25 protein-coding genes are annotated in these 25,782 nt (G+C 65.4%); 10 read left to right on the forward strand and 15 right to left on the reverse strand.

Annotation, left to right across the window (positions count from 1 at the left end):
- Window positions 1-66: 66 nt before the first annotated feature.
- The 5 genes from prpF to HU735_RS24840 all read right to left on the reverse strand — a co-directional run bounded on the left by prpF (window position 67) and on the right by HU735_RS24840 (window position 7,007).
- Entirely contained in the window at window positions 67-1,257 is a 1,191-nt protein-coding gene (prpF, locus tag HU735_RS24820; protein WP_186716050.1) for a 2-methylaconitate cis-trans isomerase PrpF, read from the reverse strand.
- 151 nt (window positions 1,258-1,408) lie between these two features.
- Entirely contained in the window at window positions 1,409-3,997 is a 2,589-nt protein-coding gene (gene acnD / locus HU735_RS24825; RefSeq protein WP_050705073.1) for a Fe/S-dependent 2-methylisocitrate dehydratase AcnD, read from the reverse strand.
- Window positions 3,998-4,161: 164 nt separating this feature from the next.
- Window positions 4,162-5,289 carry a 2-methylcitrate synthase gene (prpC, locus tag HU735_RS24830; protein ID WP_028692605.1) on the reverse strand — a complete coding sequence of 376 codons (1,128 nt, stop codon included), beginning with the start codon at window positions 5,287-5,289 and terminating at the stop codon, window positions 4,162-4,164.
- Window positions 5,290-5,403: 114 nt separating this feature from the next.
- Complete coding sequence (prpB, locus tag HU735_RS24835; RefSeq protein WP_028692606.1) at window positions 5,404-6,294, reverse strand: methylisocitrate lyase; 891 nt, start codon at window positions 6,292-6,294, stop codon at window positions 5,404-5,406.
- Entirely contained in the window at window positions 6,291-7,007 is a 717-nt protein-coding gene (locus tag HU735_RS24840; protein ID WP_186716052.1) for a GntR family transcriptional regulator, read from the reverse strand. The genes prpB and HU735_RS24840 overlap by 4 nt, the downstream gene beginning before the upstream one ends.
- 285 nt (window positions 7,008-7,292) lie before the next feature.
- On the opposite strand from HU735_RS24840, the gene HU735_RS24845 reads away from it, so the two are divergent.
- From HU735_RS24845 to HU735_RS24865, 5 genes are all read left to right on the forward strand, one after another.
- A complete protein-coding gene (locus HU735_RS24845; protein WP_186716054.1) occupies window positions 7,293-7,829 on the forward strand; it encodes an ATP-dependent zinc protease in 537 nt (178 codons plus the stop codon).
- A gap of 5 nt (window positions 7,830-7,834) precedes the next feature.
- A complete protein-coding gene (locus tag HU735_RS24850; RefSeq protein ID WP_186716056.1) occupies window positions 7,835-9,370 on the forward strand; it encodes an inactive transglutaminase family protein in 1,536 nt (511 codons plus the stop codon).
- A complete protein-coding gene (locus HU735_RS24855; RefSeq protein WP_028692610.1) occupies window positions 9,370-10,350 on the forward strand; it encodes an alpha-L-glutamate ligase-like protein in 981 nt (326 codons plus the stop codon). The genes HU735_RS24850 and HU735_RS24855 overlap by 1 nt, the downstream gene beginning before the upstream one ends.
- Window positions 10,351-10,596: 246 nt before the next feature.
- Window positions 10,597-11,940 carry an aminodeoxychorismate synthase component I gene (gene pabB, locus HU735_RS24860; RefSeq protein ID WP_186716057.1) on the forward strand — a complete coding sequence of 448 codons (1,344 nt, stop codon included), beginning with the start codon at window positions 10,597-10,599 and terminating at the stop codon, window positions 11,938-11,940.
- A 113-nt stretch (window positions 11,941-12,053) separates the two neighbouring features.
- Window positions 12,054-12,788, forward strand: coding sequence for a phosphoadenylyl-sulfate reductase (locus HU735_RS24865; RefSeq protein WP_186716058.1), 735 nt, complete (start codon window positions 12,054-12,056; stop codon window positions 12,786-12,788).
- A 38-nt stretch (window positions 12,789-12,826) separates the two neighbouring features.
- Here HU735_RS24865 and cysB read toward each other — a convergent pair whose 3' ends face one another.
- From cysB to HU735_RS24880, 3 genes are all read right to left on the reverse strand, one after another.
- Window positions 12,827-13,801 carry an HTH-type transcriptional regulator CysB gene (gene cysB / locus HU735_RS24870; protein WP_011533140.1) on the reverse strand — a complete coding sequence of 325 codons (975 nt, stop codon included), beginning with the start codon at window positions 13,799-13,801 and terminating at the stop codon, window positions 12,827-12,829.
- A gap of 127 nt (window positions 13,802-13,928) precedes the next feature.
- A complete protein-coding gene (locus HU735_RS24875; protein ID WP_028692613.1) occupies window positions 13,929-14,426 on the reverse strand; it encodes a universal stress protein in 498 nt (165 codons plus the stop codon).
- 95 nt (window positions 14,427-14,521) lie between these two features.
- Complete coding sequence (locus tag HU735_RS24880; RefSeq protein ID WP_186716059.1) at window positions 14,522-15,484, reverse strand: putative 2-dehydropantoate 2-reductase; 963 nt, start codon at window positions 15,482-15,484, stop codon at window positions 14,522-14,524.
- Window positions 15,485-15,707: 223 nt separating this feature from the next.
- On the opposite strand from HU735_RS24880, the gene HU735_RS24885 reads away from it, so the two are divergent.
- The gene (locus HU735_RS24885) at window positions 15,708-16,784 is read left to right on the forward strand and encodes a 3-deoxy-7-phosphoheptulonate synthase (RefSeq protein WP_028692615.1); all 1,077 of its coding nucleotides are present in this window, start codon (window positions 15,708-15,710) and stop codon (window positions 16,782-16,784) included.
- A gap of 56 nt (window positions 16,785-16,840) precedes the next feature.
- Here HU735_RS24885 and HU735_RS24890 read toward each other — a convergent pair whose 3' ends face one another.
- Complete coding sequence (locus tag HU735_RS24890; protein ID WP_028692616.1) at window positions 16,841-17,122, reverse strand: GNAT family N-acetyltransferase; 282 nt, start codon at window positions 17,120-17,122, stop codon at window positions 16,841-16,843.
- A 491-nt stretch (window positions 17,123-17,613) separates the two neighbouring features.
- On the opposite strand from HU735_RS24890, the gene oprI reads away from it, so the two are divergent.
- On the forward strand, window positions 17,614-17,865 hold the full coding sequence (gene oprI, locus HU735_RS24895) for an outer membrane lipoprotei OprI (RefSeq protein ID WP_003259780.1): 252 nt from the start codon (window positions 17,614-17,616) through the stop codon (window positions 17,863-17,865).
- Between the two features lie 230 nt (window positions 17,866-18,095).
- Here oprI and HU735_RS24900 read toward each other — a convergent pair whose 3' ends face one another.
- From HU735_RS24900 to HU735_RS24910, 3 genes are all read right to left on the reverse strand, one after another.
- Window positions 18,096-19,070, reverse strand: a complete 975-nt coding sequence (locus HU735_RS24900) for a L,D-transpeptidase family protein (protein ID WP_050705065.1) — start codon at window positions 19,068-19,070, stop codon at window positions 18,096-18,098.
- A gap of 94 nt (window positions 19,071-19,164) precedes the next feature.
- Entirely contained in the window at window positions 19,165-19,446 is a 282-nt protein-coding gene (locus HU735_RS24905; RefSeq protein WP_028692618.1) for a hypothetical protein, read from the reverse strand.
- A gap of 58 nt (window positions 19,447-19,504) precedes the next feature.
- Window positions 19,505-20,110 carry an arylesterase gene (locus HU735_RS24910; RefSeq protein ID WP_186716060.1) on the reverse strand — a complete coding sequence of 202 codons (606 nt, stop codon included), beginning with the start codon at window positions 20,108-20,110 and terminating at the stop codon, window positions 19,505-19,507.
- 10 nt (window positions 20,111-20,120) lie between these two features.
- Between HU735_RS24910 and HU735_RS24915 the strand changes: the two genes are divergently transcribed.
- The 3 genes from HU735_RS24915 to HU735_RS24925 are packed head-to-tail and all read left to right on the forward strand — an operon-like array spanning window position 20,121 to window position 24,142.
- Window positions 20,121-20,804 (forward strand): ABC transporter ATP-binding protein, encoded by a 684-nt coding sequence (locus HU735_RS24915; protein ID WP_186716061.1) that lies wholly within the window; start codon window positions 20,121-20,123, stop codon window positions 20,802-20,804.
- Window positions 20,804-23,311: an ABC transporter permease gene (locus tag HU735_RS24920; protein WP_186716062.1), complete on the forward strand. Its 2,508-nt coding sequence runs from the start codon at window positions 20,804-20,806 to the stop codon at window positions 23,309-23,311. The genes HU735_RS24915 and HU735_RS24920 overlap by 1 nt, the downstream gene beginning before the upstream one ends.
- A gap of 9 nt (window positions 23,312-23,320) precedes the next feature.
- Window positions 23,321-24,142: a hypothetical protein gene (locus HU735_RS24925; protein WP_186716064.1), complete on the forward strand. Its 822-nt coding sequence runs from the start codon at window positions 23,321-23,323 to the stop codon at window positions 24,140-24,142.
- Window positions 24,143-24,182: 40 nt separating this feature from the next.
- Here the strand turns inward: HU735_RS24925 and greB are convergent, their stop codons facing one another.
- The 3 genes from greB to HU735_RS24940 all read right to left on the reverse strand — a co-directional run bounded on the left by greB (window position 24,183) and on the right by HU735_RS24940 (window position 25,740).
- Window positions 24,183-24,662, reverse strand: a complete 480-nt coding sequence (gene greB, locus HU735_RS24930; RefSeq protein ID WP_186716066.1) for a transcription elongation factor GreB — start codon at window positions 24,660-24,662, stop codon at window positions 24,183-24,185.
- Window positions 24,663-24,750: 88 nt separating this feature from the next.
- A complete protein-coding gene (locus tag HU735_RS24935; protein ID WP_050705060.1) occupies window positions 24,751-25,059 on the reverse strand; it encodes a hypothetical protein in 309 nt (102 codons plus the stop codon).
- A gap of 246 nt (window positions 25,060-25,305) precedes the next feature.
- Window positions 25,306-25,740 (reverse strand): DoxX family protein, encoded by a 435-nt coding sequence (locus HU735_RS24940; protein ID WP_028692624.1) that lies wholly within the window; start codon window positions 25,738-25,740, stop codon window positions 25,306-25,308.
- Window positions 25,741-25,782 lie beyond the last annotated feature (42 nt).

Below are 25,782 nucleotides of genomic sequence, written 5' to 3' on the forward strand. Positions count from 1 at the left end.
GGGGGCGCCCCGGCGATGGGCCGCGAGAGCGGCCCCGCTCAACGAATGCCGAGCACTACTGATGCCTTAGAAACTATCACCGGGCACGCGCACCCAGCCCTCCATCAGCACCCGAGCACTTCGGCTCATGATTGCCTTGGTCACGGTCCATTGCCCGTCCACTCGACGCGCCTCGGCCCCGACCCGCAACGTCCCGGACGGATGACCGAAACGCACGGCACTTCGTTCGCCGCCACCGGCGGCAAGGTTGACCAGCGTACCCGGGATCGCCGCGGCGGTGCCGATGGCGACCGCCGCGGTGCCCATCATCGCGTGGTGCAGCTTGCCCATCGACAGCGCCCGCACCAGCAGGTCGACGTCCTCGGCGGCGACAACCTTGCCACTGGAGGAGGCATAGCCGGTCGGCGCCGCGACGAACGCCACCTTCGGCGTGTGCTGGCGCCCAGCGGCCTGGTCGATGTGCTCGATCAGCCCCATGCGCACCGCGCCATGGGCACGAATGGTCTCGAAACGCTGCAATGCCGCGGCATCGCCGTTGATGGCGTCCTGCAGCTCGGTACCGGTATAGCCGATATCGGCGGCATTGACGAAGATGGTCGGGATGCCGGCGTTGATCAGGGTCGCCTTGAAGGTGCCGACACCCGGTACCTCGAGGTCGTCGACCAGGTTGCCGGTGGGGAACATCGCTCCGCCGTCACCGTCCTCGTCGGCGGCCGGATCGAGGAATTCCAGCTGCACCTCGGCGGCCGGGAAGGTCACGCCGTCGAGCTCGAAATCGCCGGTTTCCTGCACCTCGCCGTCGGTGATCGGCACATGGGCGATGATGGTCTTGCCGATGTTGGCCTGCCAGATCCGCACGGTGGCGATGCCATTGCGCGGGATGCGGCTGGCATCGACCAGCCCGCCACTGATGGCGAACGAGCCGACCGCGGCGGACAGGTTGCCGCAGTTGCCGCTCCAGTCGACGAAGGCCTTGTCGATCGACACCTGGCCGAACAGGTAGTCGACGTCGTGGTCGGCCTTGATGCTTTTCGACAGGATCACCGTCTTGCTGGTGCTGGAGGTGGCGCCGCCCATGCCGTCGATCTGCTTGCCGTACGGGTCGGGGCTGCCGATCACCCGCAGCAGCAGGGCGTCACGGGCCGGGCCCGGGACCTGGGCGCGCTCGGGCAGGTCCTGGAGGCGGAAGAACACGCCTTTGCTGGTGCCGCCGCGCAGGTAGGTGGCGGGGATTTTGATCTGGGGTACATGAGCCATTGTCTTGGGCATCCTGATAGTCCGGTGAAGTACCCTGGGGCTGCCCTGCAGCCCTTTCGCGACACAAGGCCGCTCCCACAGGTACTGCGCCGCTCTTTGTGGGAGCGGCCTTGTGTCGCGAAAGGGCCGCAAAGCGGCCCCCGTTTCATGCTCAGGCCGCGCCTTCCAGGAAGTCCTGGGCAAAGCGCTGCAGCACGCCACCCGCCTCGTAGATCGACACCTCTTCGGCGGTATCCAGGCGGCAGGTCACCGGCACCTCGACACGTTCGCCATTGCGCCGCGTCACCACCAGGGTCAGCGTCGCCCGTGGCGTGCGCTCGCCGAGCACGTCGTAGGTCTCGCTGCCGTCCAGGCCCAGGGTCTTGCGGTCGGTGCCCGGCTTGAACTCCAGCGGCAGCACGCCCATGCCCACCAGGTTGGTGCGGTGGATACGCTCGAAGCCTTCGGCGACGATGGCCTCGACACCGGCCAGGCGCACGCCCTTGGCCGCCCAGTCACGGGACGAGCCCTGGCCGTAGTCGGCACCGGCGACGATGATCAGCGGCTGCTTGCGCTCCATGTAGGTCTCGATGGCTTCCCACATGCGGGTCACCTTGCCTTCCGGCTCGAGGCGCGCCAGCGAACCCTGCTTCACGCTGCCGTCGTCCTTGCGCACCATCTCGTTGAACAGCTTGGGGTTGGCGAAGGTGGCGCGCTGGGCGGTCAGGTGGTCACCGCGGTGGGTGGCGTAGGAGTTGAAGTCCTCCTCCGGCAGGCCCATCTTCGCCAGGTACTCGCCGGCGGCGCTGTCGAGCATGATGGCATTGGACGGTGACAGGTGGTCGGTGGTGATGTTGTCCGGCAGCACCGCCAGCGGGCGCATGCCACGCAGGGTGCGCTCACCGGCCAGGGCGCCTTCCCAGTACGGCGGGCGACGGATGTAGGTGCTCATCGGGCGCCATTCATACAGCGGCGCGACCTTAGGCCCCTTGTCTTCCTCGATGGTGAACATCGGGATGTACACCTGGCGGAACTGCTCCGGCTTGACCGAGGCACGCACCACGGCGTCGATCTCTTCATCGCTCGGCCAGATGTCCTTCAGGCGGATCTCCTTGCCGTCGACCACGCCCAGCACATCCTTCTCGATATCGAAGCGGATGGTGCCGGCAATGGCGTAGGCCACCACCAGCGGCGGCGAAGCCAGGAACGCCTGCTTGGCGTACGGGTGGATGCGCCCGTCGAAGTTGCGGTTACCCGACAGCACGGCGGTGGCGTACAGGTCGCGGTCGATGATCTCCTGCTGGATCACCGGGTCCAGCGCGCCGGACATGCCGTTGCAGGTGGTGCAGGCGAAAGCGACGATGCCAAAGCCCAGTTGCTCCAGTTCCTGCTCCAGCCCTGCTTCCTTGAGGTACAGCTGCACGGCCTTGGAGCCCGGCGCCAGCGACGACTTGACCCACGGTTTGCGGACCAGGCCGAGCTTGTTGGCGTTGCGCGCCAGCAGGCCGGCGGCGATCACGTTGCGCGGGTTGCTGGTGTTGGTGCAGCTGGTGATGGCGGCGATGATCACCGCGCCATCCGGCATCTGCCCCGGCACTTCTTGCCACTGGCCGGCGATGCCCTTGGCCGCCAGGTCGCTGGTGGCCACCCGGGCGTGCGGGTTGGACGGGCCGGCCATGTTGCGCACCACGCTCGACAGGTCGAAGCTCAGGGTGCGCTCGTACTCGGCCTTGGCCAGGCTGTCGGCCCACAGGCCGGTGGCCTTGGCGTAGGTCTCGACCAGTTGCACCTGCTGGTCGTCGCGACCGGTGAGCTTGAGGTAGTCGATGGTCTGCTGGTCGATGGCGAACATCGCCGCGGTGGCGCCGTATTCCGGGGCCATGTTGGAGATGGTGGCGCGGTCGCCCAGGGTCAGCGCGCTGGCGCCGGCACCGTGGAACTCCAGGTAGGCGCCGACCACTTTCTGCTTGCGCAGGAACTCGGTGAGCGCCAGCACCAGGTCGGTGGCGGTGATGTTCGGCGCCAGGCGACCGGTCAGCTCGACGCCGACGATCTCCGGCAGGCGCATCCACGAGGCGCGGCCGAGCATCACGTTCTCCGCCTCCAGGCCGCCGACGCCGATGGCGATCACACCCAGGGCATCCACGTGCGGGGTGTGGCTGTCGGTGCCGACACAGGTGTCCGGGTAGGCCACGCCGCGATCGTTGTGGATCACCGGCGACATCTTCTCCAGGTTGATCTGGTGCATGATGCCGTTGCCCGGCTGGATCACGTCGACGTTCTTGAACGCCTGCTTGGTCCAGTTGATGAAGTGGAAACGGTCTTCGTTGCGGCGGTCCTCGATGGCGCGGTTCTTCTCGAACGCCTGCGGGTCGAAGCCGCCGCATTCGACGGCCAGCGAGTGGTCGACGATCAGCTGCACCGGCACCACCGGGTTGACCTGGGCCGGATCGCCGCCCTTGTCGGCGATGGCGTCGCGCAGGCCGGCCAGGTCGACCAGGGCGGTCTGGCCGAGGATGTCGTGGCAGACCACGCGGGCCGGGAACCAGGGGAAGTCGAGGTCGCGCTTGCGCTCGATCAGCTGTTCCAGCGAGGCGTTGAGGGTGGCCGGGTCACAGCGGCGCACCAGGTTTTCGGCGAGCACGCGGGAGGTGTACGGCAGGCCGTCGTAGGCGCCGGGCTTGATCGCCTCGACCGCGGCACGGGCGTCGAAGTAGTCCAGGGCGGTGCCTGGCAGGTTCTTGCGGAATGCGGTGTTCATATCGTTATCGGGCTCGGTCACGGTTTACCTGGGCAGGCATCGGCAGATTCGTGGGAGCGGGCTTGCCCCGCGATTGCGTCGCATGCGCCAGCGAGGTTGAACCTGCTGGCGCAATCGCGGGGCAAGCCCGCTCCCACAACAGACCTACAGCCTGTCTCTTCTAATCAACGCTGCTCGATCGGCACGAACTGGCGCTGCTCGACGCCGACATACTCGGCGCTCGGGCGGATGATGCGGTTGTTGGCGCGCTGTTCGAACACGTGCGCGGCCCAGCCGGTCAGGCGCGAGCAGACGAAGATCGGGGTGAACAGCTTGGTCGGGATGCCCATGAAGTGGTACGCCGAGGCATGGTAGAAGTCGGCGTTGGGGAACAGGCGCTTCTGCTCCCACATGGTCTTGTCGATGGCCTCGGAGACCGGGTACAGGACCTTGTCACCCACTTCATCGGCGAGCTGCTTCGCCCAACCCTTGATCACCTCGTTGCGTGGATCGGACTCTTTATAGATGGCGTGGCCGAAGCCCATGATCTTGTCCTTGCGCTCGAGCATGCGCAGCAGCTCGGCGGTGGCTTCCTGCGGAGTCTGGAAACGTTCGATCAGTTCCATCGCCGCTTCGTTGGCGCCGCCGTGCAGCGGGCCGCGCAGCGAGCCAATGGCGGCGGTTACGCAGGAGTACAGGTCGGACAGGGTCGAGGCGCAGACCCGGGCGGTGAAGGTCGAGGCGTTGAACTCGTGCTCGGCGTAGAGGATCAGCGAGACGTTCATCACCTTGACGTGCAGCGCGCTCGGCTTCTTGCCGTGCAGCAGGTGCAGGAAGTGGCCGCCGAGGGTGTCCTCGTCGCTGGTGCAATCGATACGCACGCCGTGGTGAGTGAAGCGGTACCAGTAGCACATCACCGCCGGGAACAGCGCCAGCAGGCGGTCGGTCTTCTCGCGCTGGGCGTCGAAGGTCAGTTCCGGCTCCAGGGTGCCGAGCACCGAGCAGCCGGTGCGCATCACGTCCATCGGGTGGGCATCGCGCGGGATGCGCTCGAGCACTTCCTTCAGCGCTTGCGGCAGGTCGCGCAGGCCCTTGAGCTTGCGCTTGTAGTCGGCAAGCTCAGCCTTGCTCGGCAGCTCGCCGTACAGCAGCAGGTAGGCCACTTCCTCGAACTCGGCGCCGGCGGCCAGGTCGCGCACGTCATAGCCGCGGTAGGTCAGGCCGGCCCCGGCCTGGCCGACGGTCGACAGCGCGGTCTGGCCGGCCACCTGGCCACGCAGGCCCGCGCCACTGAGTACTTTTGCTTCGGCCATGGTGTTTCTCCTTTCTTGAATTTGTTATCGAAGTCTTGCTGGCTAATCCTGGTGACTTGTACCGGCCCTATCGCGGGGCAAGCCCGCTCCCACGAAGCCGCTACAGGTGTTCGCTTACCCTTTCTTCTGGGCGAACAACGCATCGAGGCTCTGCTCGAAGGCGTGGTAGCCGATGGCATCGTAGAGCTCCATGCGGGTCTGCATGGTGTCGATCACGTTCTTCTGGGTGCCGTCGCGGCGCAGCGCGGTGTAGACGTTCTCGGCCGCCTTGTTCATGGCGCGGAAGGCTGACAGCGGGTACAGCACCAGCGACACGTCGACCGAGGCCAGTTCCTCGGTGGTGTACAGCGGCGTGGCGCCGAACTCGGTGATATTGGCCAGGATCGGCGCCTTCACCCGGTCGGCGAAGGTCTTGTACATCGAAAGCTCGGTGATGGCTTCCGGGAAGATCATGTCGGCGCCGGCCTCGATGCAGGCCGCGGCGCGGTCCAGGGCGGCATTCAGGCCCTCGACAGCCAGGGCGTCGGTGCGCGCCATGATCACGAAGCTGTCGTCGCTGCGGGCATCCACGGCGGCCTTGATGCGGTCGACCATCTCCTGCTGCGAGACGATCTCCTTGTTCGGGCGATGACCGCAGCGCTTGGCGCCGACCTGGTCCTCGATATGGATCGCGGCGGCGCCGAACTTGCTCATCGACTTGACGGTGCGGGCGACGTTGAAGGCCGAGGCGCCGAAGCCGGTGTCGACATCCACCAGCAGCGGCAGGTCGCACACGTCGGTGATGCGCCGTACGTCGGTGAGCACGTCGTCCAGGCCGCTGATGCCCAGGTCCGGCAGGCCCAGGGAGCCGGCGGCGACACCGCCGCCGGAAAGGTAGATGGCCTTGAAGCCGGCGCGCTTGGCCAGCAGGGCGTGGTTGGCGTTGATGGTCCCGACCACCTGCAGCGGATGTTCGGCGGCGACCGCGTCACGGAAACGCTGGCCGGGCGTGCTCTTCACTGTCATGACTCACCTCGTGGGCTATTGTTGTCGGCACCTTGGTAGTGGCGCTCGATATTGCGTTTGGATGCGCCGATGTGGCGACGCATCAGGAGTTCTGCCAGTTCGCCGTCGCGAGCTTCGATGGCATCGAGGATGCGGTGGTGCTCGGCGAAGGCCTGGCGCGGGCGGTTGGGCGTGCTGGAGAACTGGATGCGGTACATGCGCACCAGCTGGTACAGCTCGCCGCAGAGCATCTTGTACAGGGTCTGGTTGCCGCTGCCCTGAATGATCCGGTAGTGGAAGTCGTAGTCGCCTTCCTGCTGGTAGTAGCCCTGGCCGGCCTGGAACGCGGCGTCGCGCTCATGGGTGTCGAGCACATGGCGCAGCTCGTCGATGGCCGCCTGGCTCATGCGCTCGGCGGCCAGGCGGCAGGCCATGCCTTCAAGGGATTCGCGGATTTCGTACAGCTCGATCAGCTCGGCATGGCTCAGCGACACCACCCGGGCGCCGACATGGGGCACTCGCACCAGCAGGCGCTGGCCCTCCAGGCGGTGGATCGCCTCGCGCAGCGGGCCGCGGCTGATGCCGTAGGTGCGCGCCAGCTCCGGCTCGGAGATCTTGCTGCCGGGCGCGATGTCGCCCTTGACGATGGCGGCCTGGATGCAGCGGAAGACGTGCTCCGAGAGGGTCTCGGTCTCGTCCTGGGGCAATGTGGTGGCCGGGGCTGTGTCCAGCATGATTGTCGACACCTTCAAAATCAGTGACGCCAAAACTAGCCAAATAGAGGCATGGAGTCAAAGACAAAAAGAATATTGTCGACAATCGTCTAATAACGAACTTACCCCGCCTTCATGGGGTCTGATCGCGGGCGCGCTGGCGTCAAGACATCGGCGTGATAGAATGCCGCGCTCCCCCGGGAGCATGGATAGTGTGACTGTCATCATTTCATGTTGTTGACAGACCAATGAGGACGCTTGGCCAGTCGCCTTGCCCTGAAACCTGCACAGCACCGCGCCAGGATTATGAGACTCATACCCGTTTCACTGTTGCTCTGCCTGACCCTGCTGCCGGCGCTCGCGCCCGCGGCCGAGAAGACCGTGTACGGTCTGAACGAATACGCCCGCCTGGGCGACCTTGACCTGGAAGTGGCGGCCAAGCTCGACACCGGCGCCAAGACCGCCTCGCTCAGCGCCCGCGACATCAAGCGTTTCAAGCGCGACGGCGAGAGCTGGGTGCGCTTCTACCTGGCCATCGACGCCGCGCACAAGCACCCCATTGAACGCCCCCTGGCCCGCGTCAGCAAGATCAAGCGCCGCGCCGGGGACTATGATGCCGAATCCGGCAAGGCCTACACCGCCCGTCCGGTCATCGAACTCGAGATTTGCATGGGCCAGACGCAACGCACCATCGAGGTCAACCTCACCGACCGCAGCGCCTTCCAATTCCCGCTGCTGATCGGTTCCGAGGCCCTCAAGCACTTCGGTGCGCTGGTCGACCCAAGCCTTAAATACGCGGCCGGCAAACCTGCCTGCGCCACCGAAGCTCCCAAAGCAGAGTAATTCCGATGCGCTCTCTTACCCTCCATCTGAAAGTCCTGATCACCGTCCTGGTAGTGCTGGGCATCGCGATCACGGCCTACCAGATCTTCGCCCTCGGCATCCCGGTGACCGAGGACGAGACCGACGACCTGTGGAACATCGACGCCAAGGTCGAGTTCGTCGCCAGCGCCAAGGATCCGGTCAAGGTGCAGATGTTCGTGCCCCCGCTGAACCGTGACTACGTGAGCCTCAACGAGAGCTTCATCTCCAACAACTACGGGGTCAGCGTCAACCGCGCCGACGGCAACCGCAAGGTGACCTGGTCGGCCCGTCGCGCCAGCGGCAACCAGACCCTCTACTACCGCCTGGTGCTGACCAAGCGCTACAGCAACGAAAAAACCAAGATCAAGGGCCCGACCTTCCGCGACAGCCTGGCCGTCGAGGGCCCGGAGAAGATCGCCGCCGAAGCGCTGATGGCACCGATCCGCCAGCACTCGGCCGACGTCGAGACCTTCGTCAGCGAGACCATCAAGCGGGTCAACAATGTCAACGACGACAACGCCAAGCTGCTGCTGGCCGGCGACAACTCGCCGCTGAAAAAAGCCCAGGTCATCGACCTGCTGCTGTCCATCGCCCACGTGCCACTGGAGAAGGTCCACACCATCCGCCTGGTGGCCGACACCCCGCAGAGCCCCGAACTGTGGCTGCGCAGCTTCAACGGCAACGACTGGCTGTACTTCAACCCGGAGACCGGCGAGCAGGGCCTGCCCAGCGACCGCCTGCTGTGGTGGACCGGTGACGACAACCTGATCACCGTCGATGGCGGCAAGAAGGCCACCGTCACCTTCAGCATGAACAACAGCGAGATGAACGCCATCCGCCTGGCCAAGCTGACCGACGAGAACACCGACGCCGACTTCCTCGAATACTCGCTGTACGGCCTGCCGCTGCAGACCCAGCAGACCTTCATGATCATGGTGATGATCCCGATCGGCGTGCTGGTGATCCTGGTGCTGCGCAACCTGATCGGCATCCAGACCCTCGGTACCTTCACCCCGGTGCTGATCGCCCTGGCCTTCCGCGAGACCCAACTGGGCTTCGGCATCATCCTGTTCACGGTGATCACAGCCCTGGGCCTGTCGCTGCGCTCGTACCTTGAGCACCTCAAGCTGCAGATGCTGCCGCGCCTGTCGGTGGTACTGACCTTCGTCGTGGTGCTGATCGCCGCCATCAGCCTGTTCAGCCACAAGCTGGGCCTGGAGCGCGGGCTGTCGGTGGCGCTGTTCCCGATGGTGATCCTGACCATGACCATCGAACGCCTGTCGATCACCTGGGAAGAGCGTGGCGGCGGCCATGCCATGAAAGTGGCGGTCGGCACCCTGTTCGCCGCCTCCATCGCACACCTGCTGATGACCGTGCCGGAAGCGGTGTACTTCGTCTTCACCTTCCCGGCGGTATTGCTGATCCTGGTGGGCTTCATGCTGGCGATGGGTCGCTACCGCGGCTACCGCCTGACCGAGCTCGTGCGCTTCAAGGCATTCCTGAAGAAGGCTGACGCCTGATGTTTGGCCTGATCAAGACGTGGAAAGCCCTGGAGGCCCGGGGCATCATGGGTATCAACCGGCGCAACGCGGACTACGTGTTGAAGTACAACAAGCGCCACCTGTACCCGATCGTCGACGACAAGATCATCACCAAGGAGCGCGCCCTGGCGGCCGGCATCCATGTGCCGGAGATGTACGGCATCATCGAGACCGAGAAGCAGATCGAGAAACTCGACGAAATCATCGGCGGGCGCAGCGACTTCGTCATCAAGCCGGCCCAGGGCGCCGGCGGTGACGGTATCCTGGTGATCGCCGACCGCTTCGAGGACCGCTACCGCACGGTGTCGGGCAAGATCATCAGCCACGAGGAGATCGAGCACCAGATCTCCAGCATCCTCACCGGCCTGTACTCGCTGGGCGGGCACCGCGATCGCGCGCTGATCGAGTACCGGGTCACCCCGGACCAGATCTTCAAGAGCATCAGCTACGAAGGCGTGCCGGACATCCGCATCATCGTGCTGATGGGCTACCCAGTGATGGCCATGCTGCGCCTGCCGACCCGCCAGTCCGGCGGCAAGGCCAACCTGCACCAGGGCGCCATCGGCGTGGGCGTGGACCTGGCCACCGGCCTCACCCTGCGCGGCACCTGGCTGAACAAGATCATCAGCAAGCACCCGGACACCACCAACGCGGTGGACGGCGTGCAACTGCCGAACTGGGACGGTTTCATGAAGCTCGCCGCCAGCTGCTACGAGTTGTGCGGCCTGGGCTACATCGGCGTGGACATGGTCCTGGACCAGGACAAGGGCCCGCTGATCCTCGAGCTCAACGCACGTCCCGGCCTGAACATCCAGATCGCCAACGACTGCGGCCTGACCCAGCGCACCCACGCCATCGAGGCGCACCTGGAGATGCTGGCCAAGGAAGGTCGCAGCGAGGATGCCGAGCAGCGCGTGAAGGTCTCGCAAGGGCTGTTCGGGCACGTCAATCCGCTGTAACCCAGGCCCTGCGCAATCCCTGTATGAGCGGCCTTGCGTCGCGAAGCGGCCCCAGCAATCTCCGCATCAACGCTGAAACCCCGGGGCCGCTTTGCGGCCCTTTCCGACCGGTCCGACGCCTCGGCAAGGCCGCTCCTACAGGGGAACTGCGCAGAACTGGACGATGAATGTCGTCGCCAGCGCTAGGCGCATTCCCCCCGTAGGTCTACAATCGCCCACCTCGCTTGTTCATCGCCGTCCATCCTGATGCCGACCTGTACGCTCCACCCCCTGCCCTACCAGCCCGACCCCGCCTTCTACTTCGAACGCCTGCGCCGCGCGCCCGGTGCGATCCTGCTCGACAGCGCCCGCCCAGGCGCCGAACGCGGCCGCTACGACCTGCTCAGCGCCTGGCCGCTGCAGCAGTTGCAGGCACACCCCGAGGAAGACGGTCGCGACTACCTGCAGCGTCTGCGCCAGGCCCTGGCCGACCTGGGGACGGCACAACTGCCCGAGGGCATCGAGCTGCCGTTTGCCGGCGGCCTGATCGGCTACCTGAGCTACGACTTCGGCCGGCGCCTGGAGCAGCTGCCGACGCACGCGGTCGACGACCTCGGCCTGCCCGACGCCCGGTTGGGGCTGTATGCCTGGGCACTGGTGTCCGACCATCGGCTGTGCAGCAGCCAGCTGGTGTTCCATCCAAGCCTGCCCGAGGCCGAGCAACAACGGCTCATTGCGTTGTTCGAGGCCAGCACCCCGGGCGATACCGGTGACTTCCACCTGCTCGCGCCCATGACCGGTGATCTTCGCCCCGAGCAGTACCGGGCGGCGTTCGACCAGGTGCAGCGCTACATCCAGGCTGGCGACTGCTACCAGATCAACCTCACCCAGCGCTTTCGCGCACCCTGCCAGGGCGACCCGTGGCGCGCCTACCAGGCCCTGCGCGCCGCCTGCCCGACACCGTTCTCCGGTTACCAGCAGCTGGATGAAGGCACGGCGCTGCTGAGCTTCTCCCCCGAACGCTTCATCCGTGTCAGCCAGGGCGCGGTCGAGACCCGCCCGATCAAGGGCACCCGCCCACGCGCCGCCGACCCGGTCGAGGATGCGCGCAACGCCGCCGAGCTGCTGGCCAGCCCCAAGGACCGCTCGGAAAACCTGATGATCGTCGACCTGCTGCGCAACGACATCGGCCGCACCTGCCAGACCGGCTCGGTGAAGGTGCCGGAGCTGTTCAGCCTGGAGAGCTACCCCAACGTTCATCACCTGGTCAGCAGCGTGGTCGGCCGCCTGGCCGCCGACAAGGACGCCCTGGACCTGATCGCCGGCAGCTTCCCCGGCGGCTCGATCACCGGCGCCCCGAAGATCCGCGCCATGCAGATCATCGACGAGCTGGAGCCGGCGCGCCGGGCGCTGTACTGCGGCTCGCTGCTGTATGTCGATGTGCGCGGCGAGATGGACAGCTCCATCGCCATCCGCAGCCTGCTGGTCAAGGATGGCCAGGTCAGTTGCTGGGGCGGCGGCGCGGTGGTGGCCGACTCGGACTGGCAGGCCGAGTACGAAGAGTCGATCGCCAAGGTGCGGGTGCTGATGGAAACGCTTCAGGCCCTGTAAGACTCCGTGGGAGCGGGCTTGCTCCGCGATCGCCAGGCGTCTACCCCGCCATTTTTTGTTACCATCTGACCACTACGAGCGCACAGCGCCACTCAACCGATGGAAACCGCCTGATGAGCCAACCCTTCGACGTCGCCGCCCTGGCCGCGACCTACGCCAGCAAGTCCCCGCAGGAGATCCTCAAGCTCGCCTTCGAGCATTTTGGCGATGACCTGTGGATCTCCTTCAGCGGCGCCGAGGATGTGGTGCTGGTGGACATGGCCTGGAAGCTGAACAAGCATGTCAAGGTGTTCAGCCTCGACACCGGCCGCCTGCATCCGGAGACCTACCGGTTCATCGACCAGGTGCGCGAGCAGTACAACCTGCCCATCGAGATCCTCAGCCCGGATCGCGACAAGCTCGACCCGTTCGTCAAGGAAAAAGGCCTGTTCAGTTTCTACAAGGACGGCCACGGCGAGTGCTGCGGCATCCGCAAGATCGAGCCGCTGCGCCGCAAGCTGGCCACCGTCAGCGCCTGGGCCACCGGCCAGCGCCGCGACCAGAGCCCCGGCACCCGCAGCCAGGTGGCGGCGCTGGAGATCGACAGCGCCTTCTCCACCCCGGAGCGCACCCTGTACAAGTTCAACCCGCTGGCGCAGATGACCAGCGAGGAAGTCTGGGGCTACATCCGCATGCTCGAGCTGCCCTACAACAGCCTGCACGAGCGCGGCTTCATCAGCATCGGCTGCGAGCCGTGCACCCGCCCGGTACTGCCGAACCAGCACGAGCGCGAAGGGCGTTGGTGGTGGGAAGAGTCGACCCAGAAGGAATGCGGGTTGCACGCCGGCAACCTGATCAGCAAGGCTTGAAATAGCTGGGGCCGCTTCGCGGCCCCAGCTATTTCAGATCAGTGCACCGGCAGTTCAACACCCTCGAACAGCTCTTCCAGCTCCTGCTTGTTATGGCACTGAATCGCCTTGGCCATCACCTCACGGGTCAGGTGCGGCGCGAACTTCTCGATGAAGTCGCACATGAAGCCACGCAGGAAGGTGCCGCGACGGAAGCCGATCTTGGTGATGCTGGCCTCGAACAGCTCGCTGGCATCCAGGCACACCAGGTCGCTGTCGAGCTTCGGGTCCACCGCCATCTTGGCCACGATACCCACGCCCAGGCCCAGGCGCACATAGGTCTTGATCACGTCGGCGTCGGCGGCGGTGAACACCACCTTCGGCGTCAGGCCTCGGTGATTGAACGCTTCGTCGAGCTTGGAACGGCCAGTGAAGCCGAACACGTAGGTGACGATCGGATACTCGGCCACCGCTTCCAGGGTCAGCTTCGGCAGCTTGGTCAGTGGGTGGCCCTGGGGCACCACCACGCAGCGGTTCCACTTGTAGCACGGCATCATGATCAGGTCGCCGAACAGCTCCAGGGCCTCGGTGGCGATGGCGAAGTCGACGGTGCCGTCGGCCGCCATCTCGGCGATCTGCATCGGCGAGCCCTGGTGCATGTGCAGGGCGACTTCCGGGTACTGCTTGATGAAGTTGCTGATCACCGGCGGCAGCGCGTAGCGCGCCTGGGTGTGGGTGGTGGCGATCGACAGGGTGCCCTTTTTCTCGTTGGAGAATTCCTGGGCAATCTGCTTGATGCTTTCGACCTTGCGCAGGATCTCGCCGGCGGTATTGATGATGCGCTCGCCCGCCGGGGTGACACGGGTCAGGTGCTTGCCGCTGCGGGCGAAGACCTCGACGCCCAGCTCGTCCTCGAGCAGGCGGATCTGCTTGCTGATGCCCGGTTGGGAGGTGTACAGGCTCTGCGCCGTCGCGGAAACGTTGAGGTCATGGTGCGCCACTTCCCAGATGTAGCGCAGTTGCTGAAGCTTCATAGATATCCCTCAAAGGCGGTAGGTCACCGGCGCGCCGGCAGCGACGAGTTATAACTATATTAGTGGCTTGAGAAATAAATCTAGAACTATTTTGTTACGTTCGCTGGAAAAAGTCCTACCGCTAGGTTCACGATTTCCTACGTCCAAGATGGTGAGCCAACGGCACCATGTACACCGGCACCGGTGACAGTTGCAGCAGCCGCACCGCCGTGCGACCGATCGGCACATCCACTCCCGCGCCGGCGCTGTGGCTGCCGAAGATCAGCAGGTCGACCGACAACCGCTGGGCCTGCTCGAGGATCACCTGGGCCGGGTCGCCCTGGCGCACCCGCACCGCGCGGATCAATGCCAGGTCGGCCGGCTCGGTCATCTCGTCGCGAAAGTTCTCCAGCACGCGCTGCTCGATATTGGCCATGACCGTGTTGACGCCCTCGCTGTGCAGCGCATCGAGGGTCTGCTCATCGAGGTAGCTCTGCAGCAACGATTCGGCGAACTGGCCCATGGGCTCCACGGCATGGATCACATACAGCTCTGCGTTGAAGGTCCGCGCCAGGGCCAGGGCGTGCTGCATGACAAAGGGCGCATAGACACCGAGGTCAGTGGCAAACAGCATGGAACGGATCATTCGACCTCCTCGACTGCCGCGACGGCAGAGCAAGCTTGAGCTTAGCAGCGCCATCGGCGGTCGCCTGGCCGTCCGGCGCACAGCCGTCGCGGGCTTCAGGCCTGCCGACTGCGCCGGTCGATGAACGCCAGGGCCTGGTACAACGCCTCCATGCGCGGCAACGCGCAACCGGCCGCACGGGCCCGGGCCAGGGGCTCGGCATAGATCGCCTGCAGCTCCAGCGGCCTCTGCTGGACATGGTCGTGGTACATGCTCGGCCAGTAGTCCGGCATCTTCTCGGTGATGCGGAACAGGTGCTCGGCGTAGCCCGCCGGCAGCTCGCGGCCACAGGCCTTGGCGCCAGCCACCACTTCGGCCATCAGCGCCTGGATCAGCGCGCGGCTGTCGGCATCGCCCATCAAGGGCGTGGTGCTGGCCTGCAGTAACACCGAGAGGCCGTTGTAGGGCACGTTCCACACCAGCTTCTGCCAGCGCGCCTGGTCGAGGTCGGCCATGGCCTGGGAATCGATGCCCGCGGCCCGGAACAGCCCGGCGCCCTCCTCCACCACGGCGGCCCCACCGTCCTGCGCCGGGCCACTGTGATAGCCCAGGTTTACCGCGCCCAGCGACTGGTGACGGATCTCGCCGGGGCCCTCGCGGTTGACGCAGATGAAGCACAGGCCGCCGAGCAGGTGCAGGTCCGGGCGCAAGGCCGGGCGCAACTGCTCCTCGACGCCAAGGCCGTTCTGCAGCAACACCACCCGGGCGTCGGGCGCCGCGGCCTGCACGATCAAGGGCGCCAGCTCCGCGTTGCTGGTGGCCTTGGCGCCTACCAGCAGCCAGTCGCAGGGCGGCATGTCGGCGGCACGAGCGTACGCCTGCACCGGCATGTGCACCTGGCCATGCACCGCGCTGTCCAGGCGCAGCCCCTGCTGGCGCACAACCTCGTATTCGCTGCGCAGCAGAAAGTGCACGTCGAAGCCGGCGCGAGCCAGCATCAGGCCGTAGAAGCCACCGATTGCGCCGCTGCCGATGATGCCGATGCGGGGATTGCCAATGCGAGGGTCGAGGGACGCCATGCCGTGCTCCTGGTCGAGAGTCATTGTTGTTGGACAGCCACTATACCTGCGTGCCTGCCCGCATTTGCCAGCCGATGGGCAAAAACCCCGTATCGACGGGCCCCAGCCCATTGTCGCGCCCCCGCTAACGCGCTAAGGTTCGGCCTCCCCGCTGCGAATAATCTGCTGCTGGGCCGCACGGGGAACGCTGGCGGCCGGCACCCGTGACCTGACGAGTAACACGATGGCTGATTTACCGATCGATGACCTTAACGTTGCCTCCAACGAGACCTTGATCACCCCCGATCAGCTCAAGAAGGAAATCCCCCTCAGCGCCAAGGCCCTGCAGACCGTGACTGCCGGCCGCGAAGTGGTGCGCAACATCCTCGACGGCAAGGACCATCGCCTGTTCGTGGTGGTCGGCCCCTGCTCGATCCACGACATCAAGGCCGCCCACGAGTATGCCGAGCGCCTGAAGGTGCTGGCCGAGGAAGTCTCCGACACCCTGTACCTGGTCATGCGCGTGTACTTCGAGAAGCCGCGGACCACCGTCGGCTGGAAAGGCCTGATCAACGACCCGTACCTGGACGACTCGTTCAAGATCCAGGACGGCCTGCACATCGGTCGCCAACTGCTGCTGGACCTGGCCGAGAAAGGCCTGCCCACCGCCACCGAAGCGCTCGACCCGATCTCCCCGCAGTACCTGCAGGACCTGATCAGCTGGTCGGCCATCGGCGCCCGCACTACCGAATCCCAGACCCACCGCGAGATGGCCTCGGGCCTGTCCTCGGCGGTCGGCTTCAAGAACGGCACCGATGGCGGCCTGACCGTGGCCATCAACGCCCTGCAGTCGGTGTCCAAGCCGCACCGCTTCCTGGGCATCAACCAGGAAGGCGGCGTGTCCATCGTCACCACCAAGGGCAATGCCTATGGCCACGTGGTGCTGCGCGGCGGCAATGGCAAGCCCAACTATGACTCGGTCAGCGTCGCCCTGTGCGAGCAGGACCTGGTCAAGGCCAAGATCAAACCCAACATCATGGTCGACTGCAGCCACGCCAACTCCAACAAGGACCCGGCCCTGCAGCCGCTGGTCATGGAGAACGTCGCCAACCAGATCCTCGAAGGCAACCAGTCGATCATCGGCCTGATGGTCGAGAGCCACCTGAACTGGGGCTGCCAGGCCATTCCGAAGAATCTCGACGAGCTGCAGTACGGCGTGTCCGTCACCGATGCCTGCATCGACTGGGCAGCCACCGAGAAGACCTTGCGCAGCATGCACGCCAAGCTCAAGGACGTGCTGCCCAAGCGTCAGCGCGGCTGACTTCTTGCGCAAACGAAAACGCCGGGCAATGCCCGGCGTTTTCATGTGTGGGTAGCTTAGACCTTGCTTGAATGGCGCTGCTGGCGCTCCATGTAGCGCTCGACGTAGGAGCACGACGGAATCACGGTGTAGCCCATCTGCTCGGCATAGGCCAGGGCCTGCTCGGTGAGCGCCGCAGCGATCCCGCGACCGCGCAGGGCGTTGGGCACGAAGGTGCGATAGATGTCCAGCGTCTGCTTGCCCAGGTCCATGTACGTCAGATAGGCCCGGTGACCGTCCACGGTGGTCTCAAACTGATGACCGGCCTGGTCATGGTGGATGGTCAGCGTTTCGCTCATCACTACTCCTCGCAGGTCTTGTCGGCAGACCCTTACCTTACCGATGTGGTTTATCCGGCGGAGGAACCTCTACGCCACCTGTTGCCCGTTGGACAGCAACACGACCGGGATCGTTCTGCGTCGATGGCCCCCTCAAATAGTAGGCGGCACCAGCGAGAATGCTCAAGCTGCACAGCATGAAAATGCTGACGGCCACCCGCCCGAGGCCCGGCAACAGCAACCGGATGTTCTTGGGCTATGACGCCCGCCGACAGTTAAAGTCACCCTTAGTTCAACAAAAAAGTTCCTGTACTACAATCGCTTGCGAACGCTGGCCAGGATTTTCACACTTTGTTTACAAACCCCGTCGCCGGAGGCCTGCGCAGCATTTTTTTTGCAGTTCTTGCGCTCAGTCAGTTTACTTACTACAAGTAATGGGTACTATGTACGCCGGCCAGTTTCTCTTTTCCGAGAGATGGCTATTTAATAGAAAGTCCTTGAAGGGGAACACGATGAACAACGTTCTGAAATTCTCTGCTCTGGCTCTGGCCGCAGTTCTGGCTACCGGTTGCAGCAGCGTATCCAAAGAAACCGAAGCTCGCCTGACTGCTACCGAAGACGCAGCAGCTCGCGCCCAGGCTCGTGCAGACGAAGCCTACCGCAAAGCTGACGACGCCCTGGCAGCTGCTCAGAAGGCTCAGCAGACCGCTGACGAAGCCAACGAGCGCGCTCTGCGTATGCTGGACAAAGCCAGCCGCAAATAATAATCCTCACGGATTGTTATGGAGCCGACCCACTTGTGGGTCGGCTTTTTTATTGCCTGGGAAAAAGCCGGGCGATGCCGACCAAACAACTGGGGCCGCCTGGCGCCCCATCGCGTGACAAGCTTGCTCCTAAAGGCATGGCGTTCACCGTACCTGTAGGAGCGGGCTTGTCCCGCGATGGGCCGCAAGGCGGCCCCAAAGTGCCCCGCTAGTTGCCAGCGGGCAATCGCTTACTGCAGTTCTGGCGGAATGCTCGACACCATAGGCGCGCTTGCACCATTGGTTGGCACCGCGATCTCGACCGGCATGCCGTCTTCGGCCGCCACCACATCGCGAACCATGTCCCAGTTCATGCGCAAGTTGTTGGCCAGGTCTTCACGCTTGAGCAAGGCGTTGATGACCGCGGTGTGCTTGTCGACCACCGATGGGTTGCCATGATCGTCCAGCGGCGTGTGCGCCTCGAGGTAGACCTTGCCGGCACTGATGCCGAACTTGTACGGTTCGTTGATGATGCGCACCGGAGTACCCACCGGGACCATCTTCGACAAGGTCAGCACGTTGTTGTTGAGCATGCGGAAGCAGCCGTGGCTGGTGCGCATGCCGATGCCGAACTTCTTGTTCGAGCCATGGATCAGGTAACCCGGCACACCCAGGGTGAACTTGAATGGCCCCAGTGGGTTGTCCGGCCCGGCCGGCACCACGGCCGGCAGGATGTCGCCATCAGCGGCATGCTCGGCGCGGATCGAGGCCGGCGGTGTCCAGGTCGGGTTCGGCGTCTTGGCGGTGATCTTGGTGTTGGCGATCGGCGAACCCCAACCCTCGCGGCCGATACCCAGCGGGAAGGTGTGCACCACGTTCTGCCCTTTCGGGTAGTAGTACAGGCGGTACTCGGCCAGGTTGATGACGATGCCTTCACGCGGGCCCGGCGGCAGGATGTAGCGAGTCGGCAGGACGATCTCGGTGCCCGCGCCCGGCAGCCAGGGGTCGACGCCCGGGTTGGCGGCGATCATCTCGAGGTAGCCAAGGTCGTTGGCGGTGCCGATGTCGGCAAAGGTGTCTTCGTACTTGGCCTTGATGGTGTGAACCTGGCCGACGACGTCTTCACCGGGAGGTGGCAACGGCAGTTCCAGCGCAACAGCGGGGCCTGTCGCCAGCATGGCGGCCAGGGTCAGGCTACGGGTGACGGCGGGAAAGCGCGGCAACATCCGGGAAATCCTTCGAAAGATCAGTCAAGACAACGATTGTACACCCGCGCCGAAACGAGCGGGAGACGCATGCGTTTCAGATGATGAAAGGCGCTCAGAGTTCCGGCCACACCGGGCGCATGCCACGCCGCTGGGCATCGAGGATCGCCCGGCACAGCGGGCACAGGCGCTCGTCGCGGTAGATCGCCCGCTCCACCCCCGACCAGCGCGGCTGCGCCGGCAGCAGGCCGCCGCACAAGGTACGGTCGACCGGCACGCCCAACTCGAGCTGGCGGGCGGCCAGGTGGATGCGCACTTCCTGGCAGGCAAACAGGTCGAGCTGCTCATCGGGCTCGATCAGTTGGTAGGCGTACAGGGACCAGGCGGGGCGCGGCATCGGGGGCACTCGAAACGGGGGGCGCAACATTAGCCGAAAGCGGCCCCCGATAAAAGCGTCACAGCAAGGGTTTTATCGTCGGCCAGGCATTTTCCAGCAGGCGTGGCTGGGCGGCTGCCGCCGGGTGGATGCCATCGGCCTGCATCAACTCCGGCACCCCGCCCACGCCTTCGAGGAAGAACGGCACCAGCGGCACCTTCTTATCGGCGGCCAGCTGTTCATAGACCTGGGCGAACGCCGTGGTGTAGCGCACGCCATAGTTCGGCGGCAGGCGCATGCCCAGCAGCACCACCTTGGCACCGGCCTGGCGGGACTGGTCGATCATCGCGGCAAGATTCTGTTGCAATTGTTGCGGCGGCTGTCCGCGCAGGCCGTCGTTGCCTCCCAGCTCCAGCACCACCAGGTCCGGCTTGTGCGCCGCAAGCAGCGCCGGCAGCCGCGCCTGGCCACCTGCGCTGGTATCGCCGCTGATCGAGGCATTGACCACCTGATCGTCGAAACCCTCCTTCTTCAACTGCTGTTGCAGCAGGCTGACCCACCCCTGGCGGGTATCCAGGCCAAAACCGGCGCTGATACTATCGCCGACGACCAGCAGCGTTCCCGCCGCCGCGCCCTGGGCCAGGCAACACAGGGCCAGGCCGGCACTCAACCACCACATTCGCATCGGATTCTCCATGGGCCCCAGCATTCTCATTGCGCAGAACCTTAGCAAAGTGGTCCCCAGCGCGGAAGGCGACCTGACCATCCTCCACGCCCTCTCCCTCGACCTCGCCCAAGGCGACAGCCTGGCCATCGTCGGTGCCTCCGGTTCCGGCAAGTCCACGCTGCTGGGCTTGCTCGCCGGGCTCGACCGGCCCAGCGCCGGCAAGGTAATCCTCGCCGGCCACGACCTCGGCCCGCTGGACGAGGACCAGCGCGCCCGGGTGCGCGCCGAGCACGTGGGCTTCGTGTTCCAGTCGTTCCAGTTGCTCGACAGCCTCAACGCCCTGGAGAACGTCATGCTGCCACTGGAACTCGACGGTCGGCGCGATGCCCGCGAACACGCCCGCGATCTGCTCGAGCGGGTCGGCCTGGGCAAGCGCCTGAGCCACACCCCGCGCCAGCTCTCCGGCGGCGAGCAGCAGCGAGTGGCGATCGCCCGCGCCTTCGCCGCGCAGCCGGCGGTGCTGTTCGCCGACGAGCCCACCGGCAACCTCGACAGCCACACCGGCGAGCGCATCAGCGACCTGTTGTTCGAACTGAACCAGGAGCGCGGCACCACCCTGGTGCTGGTGACCCACGACGAGCGCCTGGCCAAGCGCTGTCGCCGCCTGATCCGCCTGGATGCCGGTCGCCTGGTGGCGCCCCTGGAGCCCTGATGACTCGCCTATCGTTCCCGCGACTGTGTGTCCTGGCCCTGCGCCAGTTGCTGCGCGACACCCGCGCCAGCGAAGTGCGCGTGCTGTTCTTCGCCCTGCTGGTGGCGGTGGCGGCCAGTACCGCCATCGGTTATTTCGGCGCCCGCCTCAACGGTGCCATGCAGTTGCGCGCCAGCGAGTTCCTCGGCGCCGACCTGGTCCTGCAGGGCAGCGCCCCGCCCAGCGCACAGCAGATCACCGATGGCACGGTGCTGGGCCTGGGGCATGCGCGGGTGGTGGAATTCACCAGCGTGGTCGGCGGCGACAGCGGCATCCAGCTGTCCAGCATCAAGGCCGCCGACCCCGCCTATCCCTTGCGTGGCCAGCTGCGCAGCGCGGCGGCGCCCTACGCCGAGGAGACGCCCGGCGGCGGCCCCGCGCCGGGCGAGGCCTGGGTCGAGCCGCGCCTGCTCGCGGCGCTCGGCCTGGCCATCGGCGACAGCATCGACGTGGGCATGAAGACGCTGCGCATGAGCCGCGTGCTGACCTACGAGCCCGACCGCGCCAACAATTTCTACAGCCTGACCCCACGGGTGCTGATGAACCTCGCCGACCTAGACGCCACCGGGGTGATCCAGCCCGGCAGCCGGGTCAGCTACCGCGACTTGTGGCGCGGCGATATCGATGCCCTGCAACAGTACCGGCAGACGGCGGAAAAAAGCCTGGCCGCCAACCAGCGCCTGCTCGACACCCGCGACGGCAACCGGCAGATCGGCGGCGCCCTGGGCAAGGCCGAGCGCTACCTGAACATGGCGAGCCTGGTTGCGGTGCTGCTGGCCGGCGTCGCCGTGGCCCTGTCGGCCAGCCGCTACGCCGCGCGGCGCCTGGACGCCAGCGCCCTGCTGCGCTGCCTGGGACTGTCCCGCCATCAGGCCCTCGGTCTCTTCAGCCTGCAACTGGCCATGCTCGGCGGCGTCGCCGCGCTGGCCGGCGCCCTGCTCGGCTGGCTGGCGCAGCTGGGGCTGTTCCGTCTGCTCGAAGGCCTGCTGCCCAGCCAGGTGCCACCCGGCGGCCTCACCCCGGCGCTGGCCGGCATCGGCACAGGGCTGGTGGCCCTGGCCGGCTTCGCCCTGCCGCCGCTGGCGGCCCTGGGTCGCGTGCCACCGCTGCGCGTGCTGCGCCGCGACCTGCTGCCGCTGCCACCGAGCAGCTGGCTGGTATACGGTGCGGCCCTGCTCGCCCTGGGCCTGATCATGTGGCGCCTGAGCCTGGACCTGCTGCTGACCTTCGCCCTGCTCGGTGGCGGGCTGATCACCGCCTTGCTGCTGGGCGGGTTGCTGTTGCTCGGTCTGCGCAGCCTGCGCCGGTTGCTGGCTGGCGCGCCACTGGCCTGGCGCCTGGGGCTCGGGCAGTTGCTGCGCCACCCGCTGGCCGCCGCCGGCCAAGCCCTGGCCTTCGGCCTGATCCTCCTGGCGATGGGCCTGGTCGCCCTGTTGCGGGCGGAACTGCTCGACGCCTGGCAGGCGCAGTTGCCCAAGGACGCGCCCAACCATTTCGCCCTGAACATCCTGCCCGACGAGCGCCAGCCGTTCGCCGAGCGCCTGGCCCAGATCAACGCCAACGCCGCGCCGCTGTACCCGGTGATCCCCGGCCGCCTGACCCATATCAACAAGCAGCCGGTGCGCCAGCTGGTCAGCAAGGAGTCCACCGGCGAGCGCGCCATCCAGCGTGACCTCAGTCTGACCTGGGCCGCCGAACTGCCCCAGGGCAACGCCCTGAGCGCCGGCCAGTGGTGGCAACAGGCGCCCGCCGGCGATGAAGTCCCCGGAGTGTCCGTGGAGGCGGAGCTGGCGCAGAGCCTGCACCTGCAACTGGGCGACCTGCTGACCTTCGACATCGGCGGGCAGCAACGCCAGGCCCGGGTCAGCAGCCTGCGCAGCGTGCACTGGGACAGCTTCCAGCCCAACTTCTACATGATCTTCCAGCCAGGCACCCTGCAAGGCCTGCCCACCACCTACCTCACCAGCTTCTATCTGGCGCCAGGCCACGACCAGGAGATTGTCGCGCTGTCCCGGGCCTTCCCGGCGGTGACCGTGCTGCAGGTCGACGCGTTGCTGGCGCAGCTGCGCAGCATCCTCGCCCAGGTCACCCTGGCGGTGGAGTACGTGCTGTTGTTCGTGCTGGCGGCGGGGCTGGCGGTGCTGTTCGCCGGCCTGCAGGCGACCCTCGACGAGCGCATCCGCCAGGGCGCCCTGCTGCGGGCGCTGGGGGCGGCGCGCCCGTTGCTGGTCAAGGCGCGGCGCATCGAGTTCGGCCTGCTCGGCGCGGCCAGCGGCGTGCTGGCCGCGCTGGGTTGCGAGCTGATCACCTGGGCGCTGTACCGCTACGCCTTCGACCTGCACTGGGCACCCCATCCGTGGCTGCTGGCGCTGCCGCTGGCCGGGGCGGTGCTGGTGGGCGGGGCCGGGGTGATCGGCACGCGTCGCGCGCTCAATGCAAGTCCGTTGGCGGTGTTGCGCGAGGGATAATCCGCCATCATGGGTGAGCACCGAATTTTCGCGGCGCAGTGGCTTCTGGCAATAGCAGCGGATGAGCTGTTTCAGACACCTCGCACGGACGAAGGAAATCTGGTCAGCATCATCCGGCGGCTCTTGCCGGACACCACACATCTGGACACTCTGGATGCCGAAGACTACCCCGAGACATTCAAGTTTGAATTTGAAGGCCCCCTTCAGTTCGATGTCTATGTCGGTCCGATCAAGGTGTGGCTCGATATTTCAGACAACCGGCCCGGCCGTGGGGGATCAGCCGTCTATTCAGGGGTGGCAAGCTTTGCAAGAAACAGTCGACGCGTCTTCATCGGTGATCCGGATGGCTTGTCGGATCTCGCACTGCGTCGACGCACGGATGCCATGCTATCATCGGCCATCAAGTACGGTACCACCGACCATCTGGCGCCCCACCAATATCAGCGCGAGGGGAACTCGACTCTGGGTGTTCCTCCGCTACCCTGGACGCACGGACATACGCTGGACAACATCCAATCCATGATCGAAACTGGTGTCGCATCCTTAGCCTCCTGTGTTCCGGAGATATGCAATGCAATCTATGAATTCGAGTCAAAGACCTTCGTCGACGCTGAGGGCCGACCACTACTGGAAACAGTTCTGGGAGGCTGGAGTGATAAGCTTGCAAGAAGCGGAGAGGCGCGCGCTGGGCTCGCAACGCTTAAAAGAAACATACTCCTCCGATCCCTGGTATGCCAAACAGCAGAATCGCGATCCGCACTTCTGGAGCAAGCTCTACGCGAGCCGCATCAACTCCTAGAGGGTAGCGACCTGTTCGGTATCTTCTATTAGACCGAGGCTCCTGTTAAGGGGCCTTGGCATTTCAGGACACCTAAGACCCAGTCTCATAGCGGATGCTGTTCACATACCAGGTCGCCTCGCCCGTGGGCGTGTGCACCAGCACTTCGTCGCCCTCCCCCTTCTTGAGCAGGGCCCGGGCCATGGGCGAGTCGATGGAGATGTAGTCGTTGCGCCCGTGGATCTCGTCATAACCGACGATGCGAAAGCGCAGCTGCTCGCCGTCATCGTTCTCGATCTCCACCCAGGCACCGAAGAACACCTTGCCTTCCTGCTGGGGCGAGTACTCGACCACCTTGACGTCTTCCAGGCGCTTGCGCAGGTAGCGCACGCGGCGGTCGATCTCGCGCAGCAGCTTCTTGTTGTACTGGTAGTCGGCGTTCTCGCTGCGATCGCCCAGCGAGGCCGCCCAGGTGACCTTCTGGGTGATTTCCGGGCGATAGACCCGCCACAGGTGATCAAGCTCCTGCTTCAGCGCTGCATGGCCTTCTACGGTGATGATGTTGGTGCTCAACGACTGTCTCCTCAGTACATCCACGGCCAGCGCCATGCGCCTACCGGGAGACCGAGCTTAACGAAAAACGACTGGACGCGACACGCCCTCAACGGCGGGTGATCAGGCCCTGGCGAGCGATGCGGGTGAGCTGGCCGATGACCTCGGCGGCCTCTTCTGCCGCAGGCGCCTGGATCACGGCCAGATCGAAGCGATCATTGCCATACTGGTCGAGCTGTTCACAGCTGTCGGAGAACTGGATAAGGAAGGCACAGGCCTGGCCCTTGCGCCGGGAAAAGCCGTCGAGATTGCGCAAAAGCGTGGGTTGATGCTGGCCGCCGAGCAGGATGCGCGGGGTACGGGAAGCCTGGTTCTTGGCCAGGGGGGTCAAGCAGACACTGGTACGTGGGCAACTCATGGAGTCTCTCTCCGCCTCGCTGTTCCCGCTGGGCAGCGGTGGGAGGCGTCACCGAACCAGCGCTTTAGCGGTATTTCGGATGACCCGTCGGGGCCTCTCCTGCGCCCCGCAAGTAGCTGTTTAAATCGGCGCAATCGGTATGCTAGAGGCTGACGCATGAAGTTACAAGCGCTTGTGCAAGCGCAATCGCGGGTCCAGCCCGCTCCCACACGTTTCGTGGGAGCGGGCTGGACCCGCGATCGATGATCAGCGTGCGATCAGGCGGTCCAGCGACAGGCGGCCCGCGCCCTCGATCAGCACCGCCACGGTACCGGCCATCAGCGCCAGGGCGAACTCGTAACCGTTGTTGGACATGAACAGCCCGTTGCCGATATGCACCGAGAATATCGCCACCACCAGGGTCACGCTCAGCGCCAGCGCCGCCGGGCGGGCCAGCAGGCCGACCACCAGGGCCAGGCCGCCGAAGAACTCGGCGCTGCCGGACAGCAGGGCCATCAGGTAGCCCGGGGCCAGGCCGATGCTTTCCATCCACTGGCCGGTGCCTTCCAGGCCGTAGCCACCGAACAGGCCGAACAGTTTCTGCGCGCCGTGGGCCATGAAGATGACGCCGACCAGGATACGCACGACGCTCAGGCCATAACCGGCGCGGGTGGTGAACAGGGCTTTGAGGGAGTTGTTCATGTTTGCTTCCTTGTTTGAGCAGGTGTGTGTTGGATGAGCGCT

This window comes from Pseudomonas sp. BW16M2 (genome assembly GCF_014268865.1).
GTDB lineage: Bacteria > Pseudomonadota > Gammaproteobacteria > Pseudomonadales > Pseudomonadaceae > Aquipseudomonas > Aquipseudomonas peradeniyensis.

Coding starts and splice junctions, on each gene's coding strand:
- HU735_RS24905 (WP_028692618.1), bottom strand. CDS start 19,446: ATGCCGCGCCCCGCCTGGTCCCTGTACGCCTACCAACTGATCGAGCCC.
- HU735_RS24925 (WP_186716064.1), top strand. CDS start 23,321: ATGGGTGAGCACCGAATTTTCGCGGCGCAGTGGCTTCTGGCAATAGCA.
- prpF (WP_186716050.1), bottom strand. CDS start 1,257: ATGGCTCATGTACCCCAGATCAAAATCCCCGCCACCTACCTGCGCGGC.
- pabB (WP_186716057.1), top strand. CDS start 10,597: ATGCCGACCTGTACGCTCCACCCCCTGCCCTACCAGCCCGACCCCGCC.
- HU735_RS24915 (WP_186716061.1), top strand. CDS start 20,121: ATGGGCCCCAGCATTCTCATTGCGCAGAACCTTAGCAAAGTGGTCCCC.
- HU735_RS24880 (WP_186716059.1), bottom strand. CDS start 15,484: ATGGCGTCCCTCGACCCTCGCATTGGCAATCCCCGCATCGGCATCATC.
- HU735_RS24855 (WP_028692610.1), top strand. CDS start 9,370: ATGTTTGGCCTGATCAAGACGTGGAAAGCCCTGGAGGCCCGGGGCATC.
- HU735_RS24935 (WP_050705060.1), bottom strand. CDS start 25,059: ATGAGTTGCCCACGTACCAGTGTCTGCTTGACCCCCCTGGCCAAGAAC.
- HU735_RS24900 (WP_050705065.1), bottom strand. CDS start 19,070: ATGTTGCCGCGCTTTCCCGCCGTCACCCGTAGCCTGACCCTGGCCGCC.
- HU735_RS24875 (WP_028692613.1), bottom strand. CDS start 14,426: ATGATCCGTTCCATGCTGTTTGCCACTGACCTCGGTGTCTATGCGCCC.
- HU735_RS24865 (WP_186716058.1), top strand. CDS start 12,054: ATGAGCCAACCCTTCGACGTCGCCGCCCTGGCCGCGACCTACGCCAGC.
- prpC (WP_028692605.1), bottom strand. CDS start 5,289: ATGGCCGAAGCAAAAGTACTCAGTGGCGCGGGCCTGCGTGGCCAGGTG.
- HU735_RS24920 (WP_186716062.1), top strand. CDS start 20,804: ATGACTCGCCTATCGTTCCCGCGACTGTGTGTCCTGGCCCTGCGCCAG.
- prpB (WP_028692606.1), bottom strand. CDS start 6,294: ATGACAGTGAAGAGCACGCCCGGCCAGCGTTTCCGTGACGCGGTCGCC.
- HU735_RS24850 (WP_186716056.1), top strand. CDS start 7,835: ATGCGCTCTCTTACCCTCCATCTGAAAGTCCTGATCACCGTCCTGGTA.
- HU735_RS24910 (WP_186716060.1), bottom strand. CDS start 20,110: ATGCGAATGTGGTGGTTGAGTGCCGGCCTGGCCCTGTGTTGCCTGGCC.
- HU735_RS24890 (WP_028692616.1), bottom strand. CDS start 17,122: ATGAGCGAAACGCTGACCATCCACCATGACCAGGCCGGTCATCAGTTT.
- HU735_RS24885 (WP_028692615.1), top strand. CDS start 15,708: ATGGCTGATTTACCGATCGATGACCTTAACGTTGCCTCCAACGAGACC.
- acnD (WP_050705073.1), bottom strand. CDS start 3,997: ATGAACACCGCATTCCGCAAGAACCTGCCAGGCACCGCCCTGGACTAC.
- cysB (WP_011533140.1), bottom strand. CDS start 13,801: ATGAAGCTTCAGCAACTGCGCTACATCTGGGAAGTGGCGCACCATGAC.
- HU735_RS24845 (WP_186716054.1), top strand. CDS start 7,293: ATGAGACTCATACCCGTTTCACTGTTGCTCTGCCTGACCCTGCTGCCG.
- oprI (WP_003259780.1), top strand. CDS start 17,614: ATGAACAACGTTCTGAAATTCTCTGCTCTGGCTCTGGCCGCAGTTCTG.
- HU735_RS24840 (WP_186716052.1), bottom strand. CDS start 7,007: ATGCTGGACACAGCCCCGGCCACCACATTGCCCCAGGACGAGACCGAG.
- HU735_RS24940 (WP_028692624.1), bottom strand. CDS start 25,740: ATGAACAACTCCCTCAAAGCCCTGTTCACCACCCGCGCCGGTTATGGC.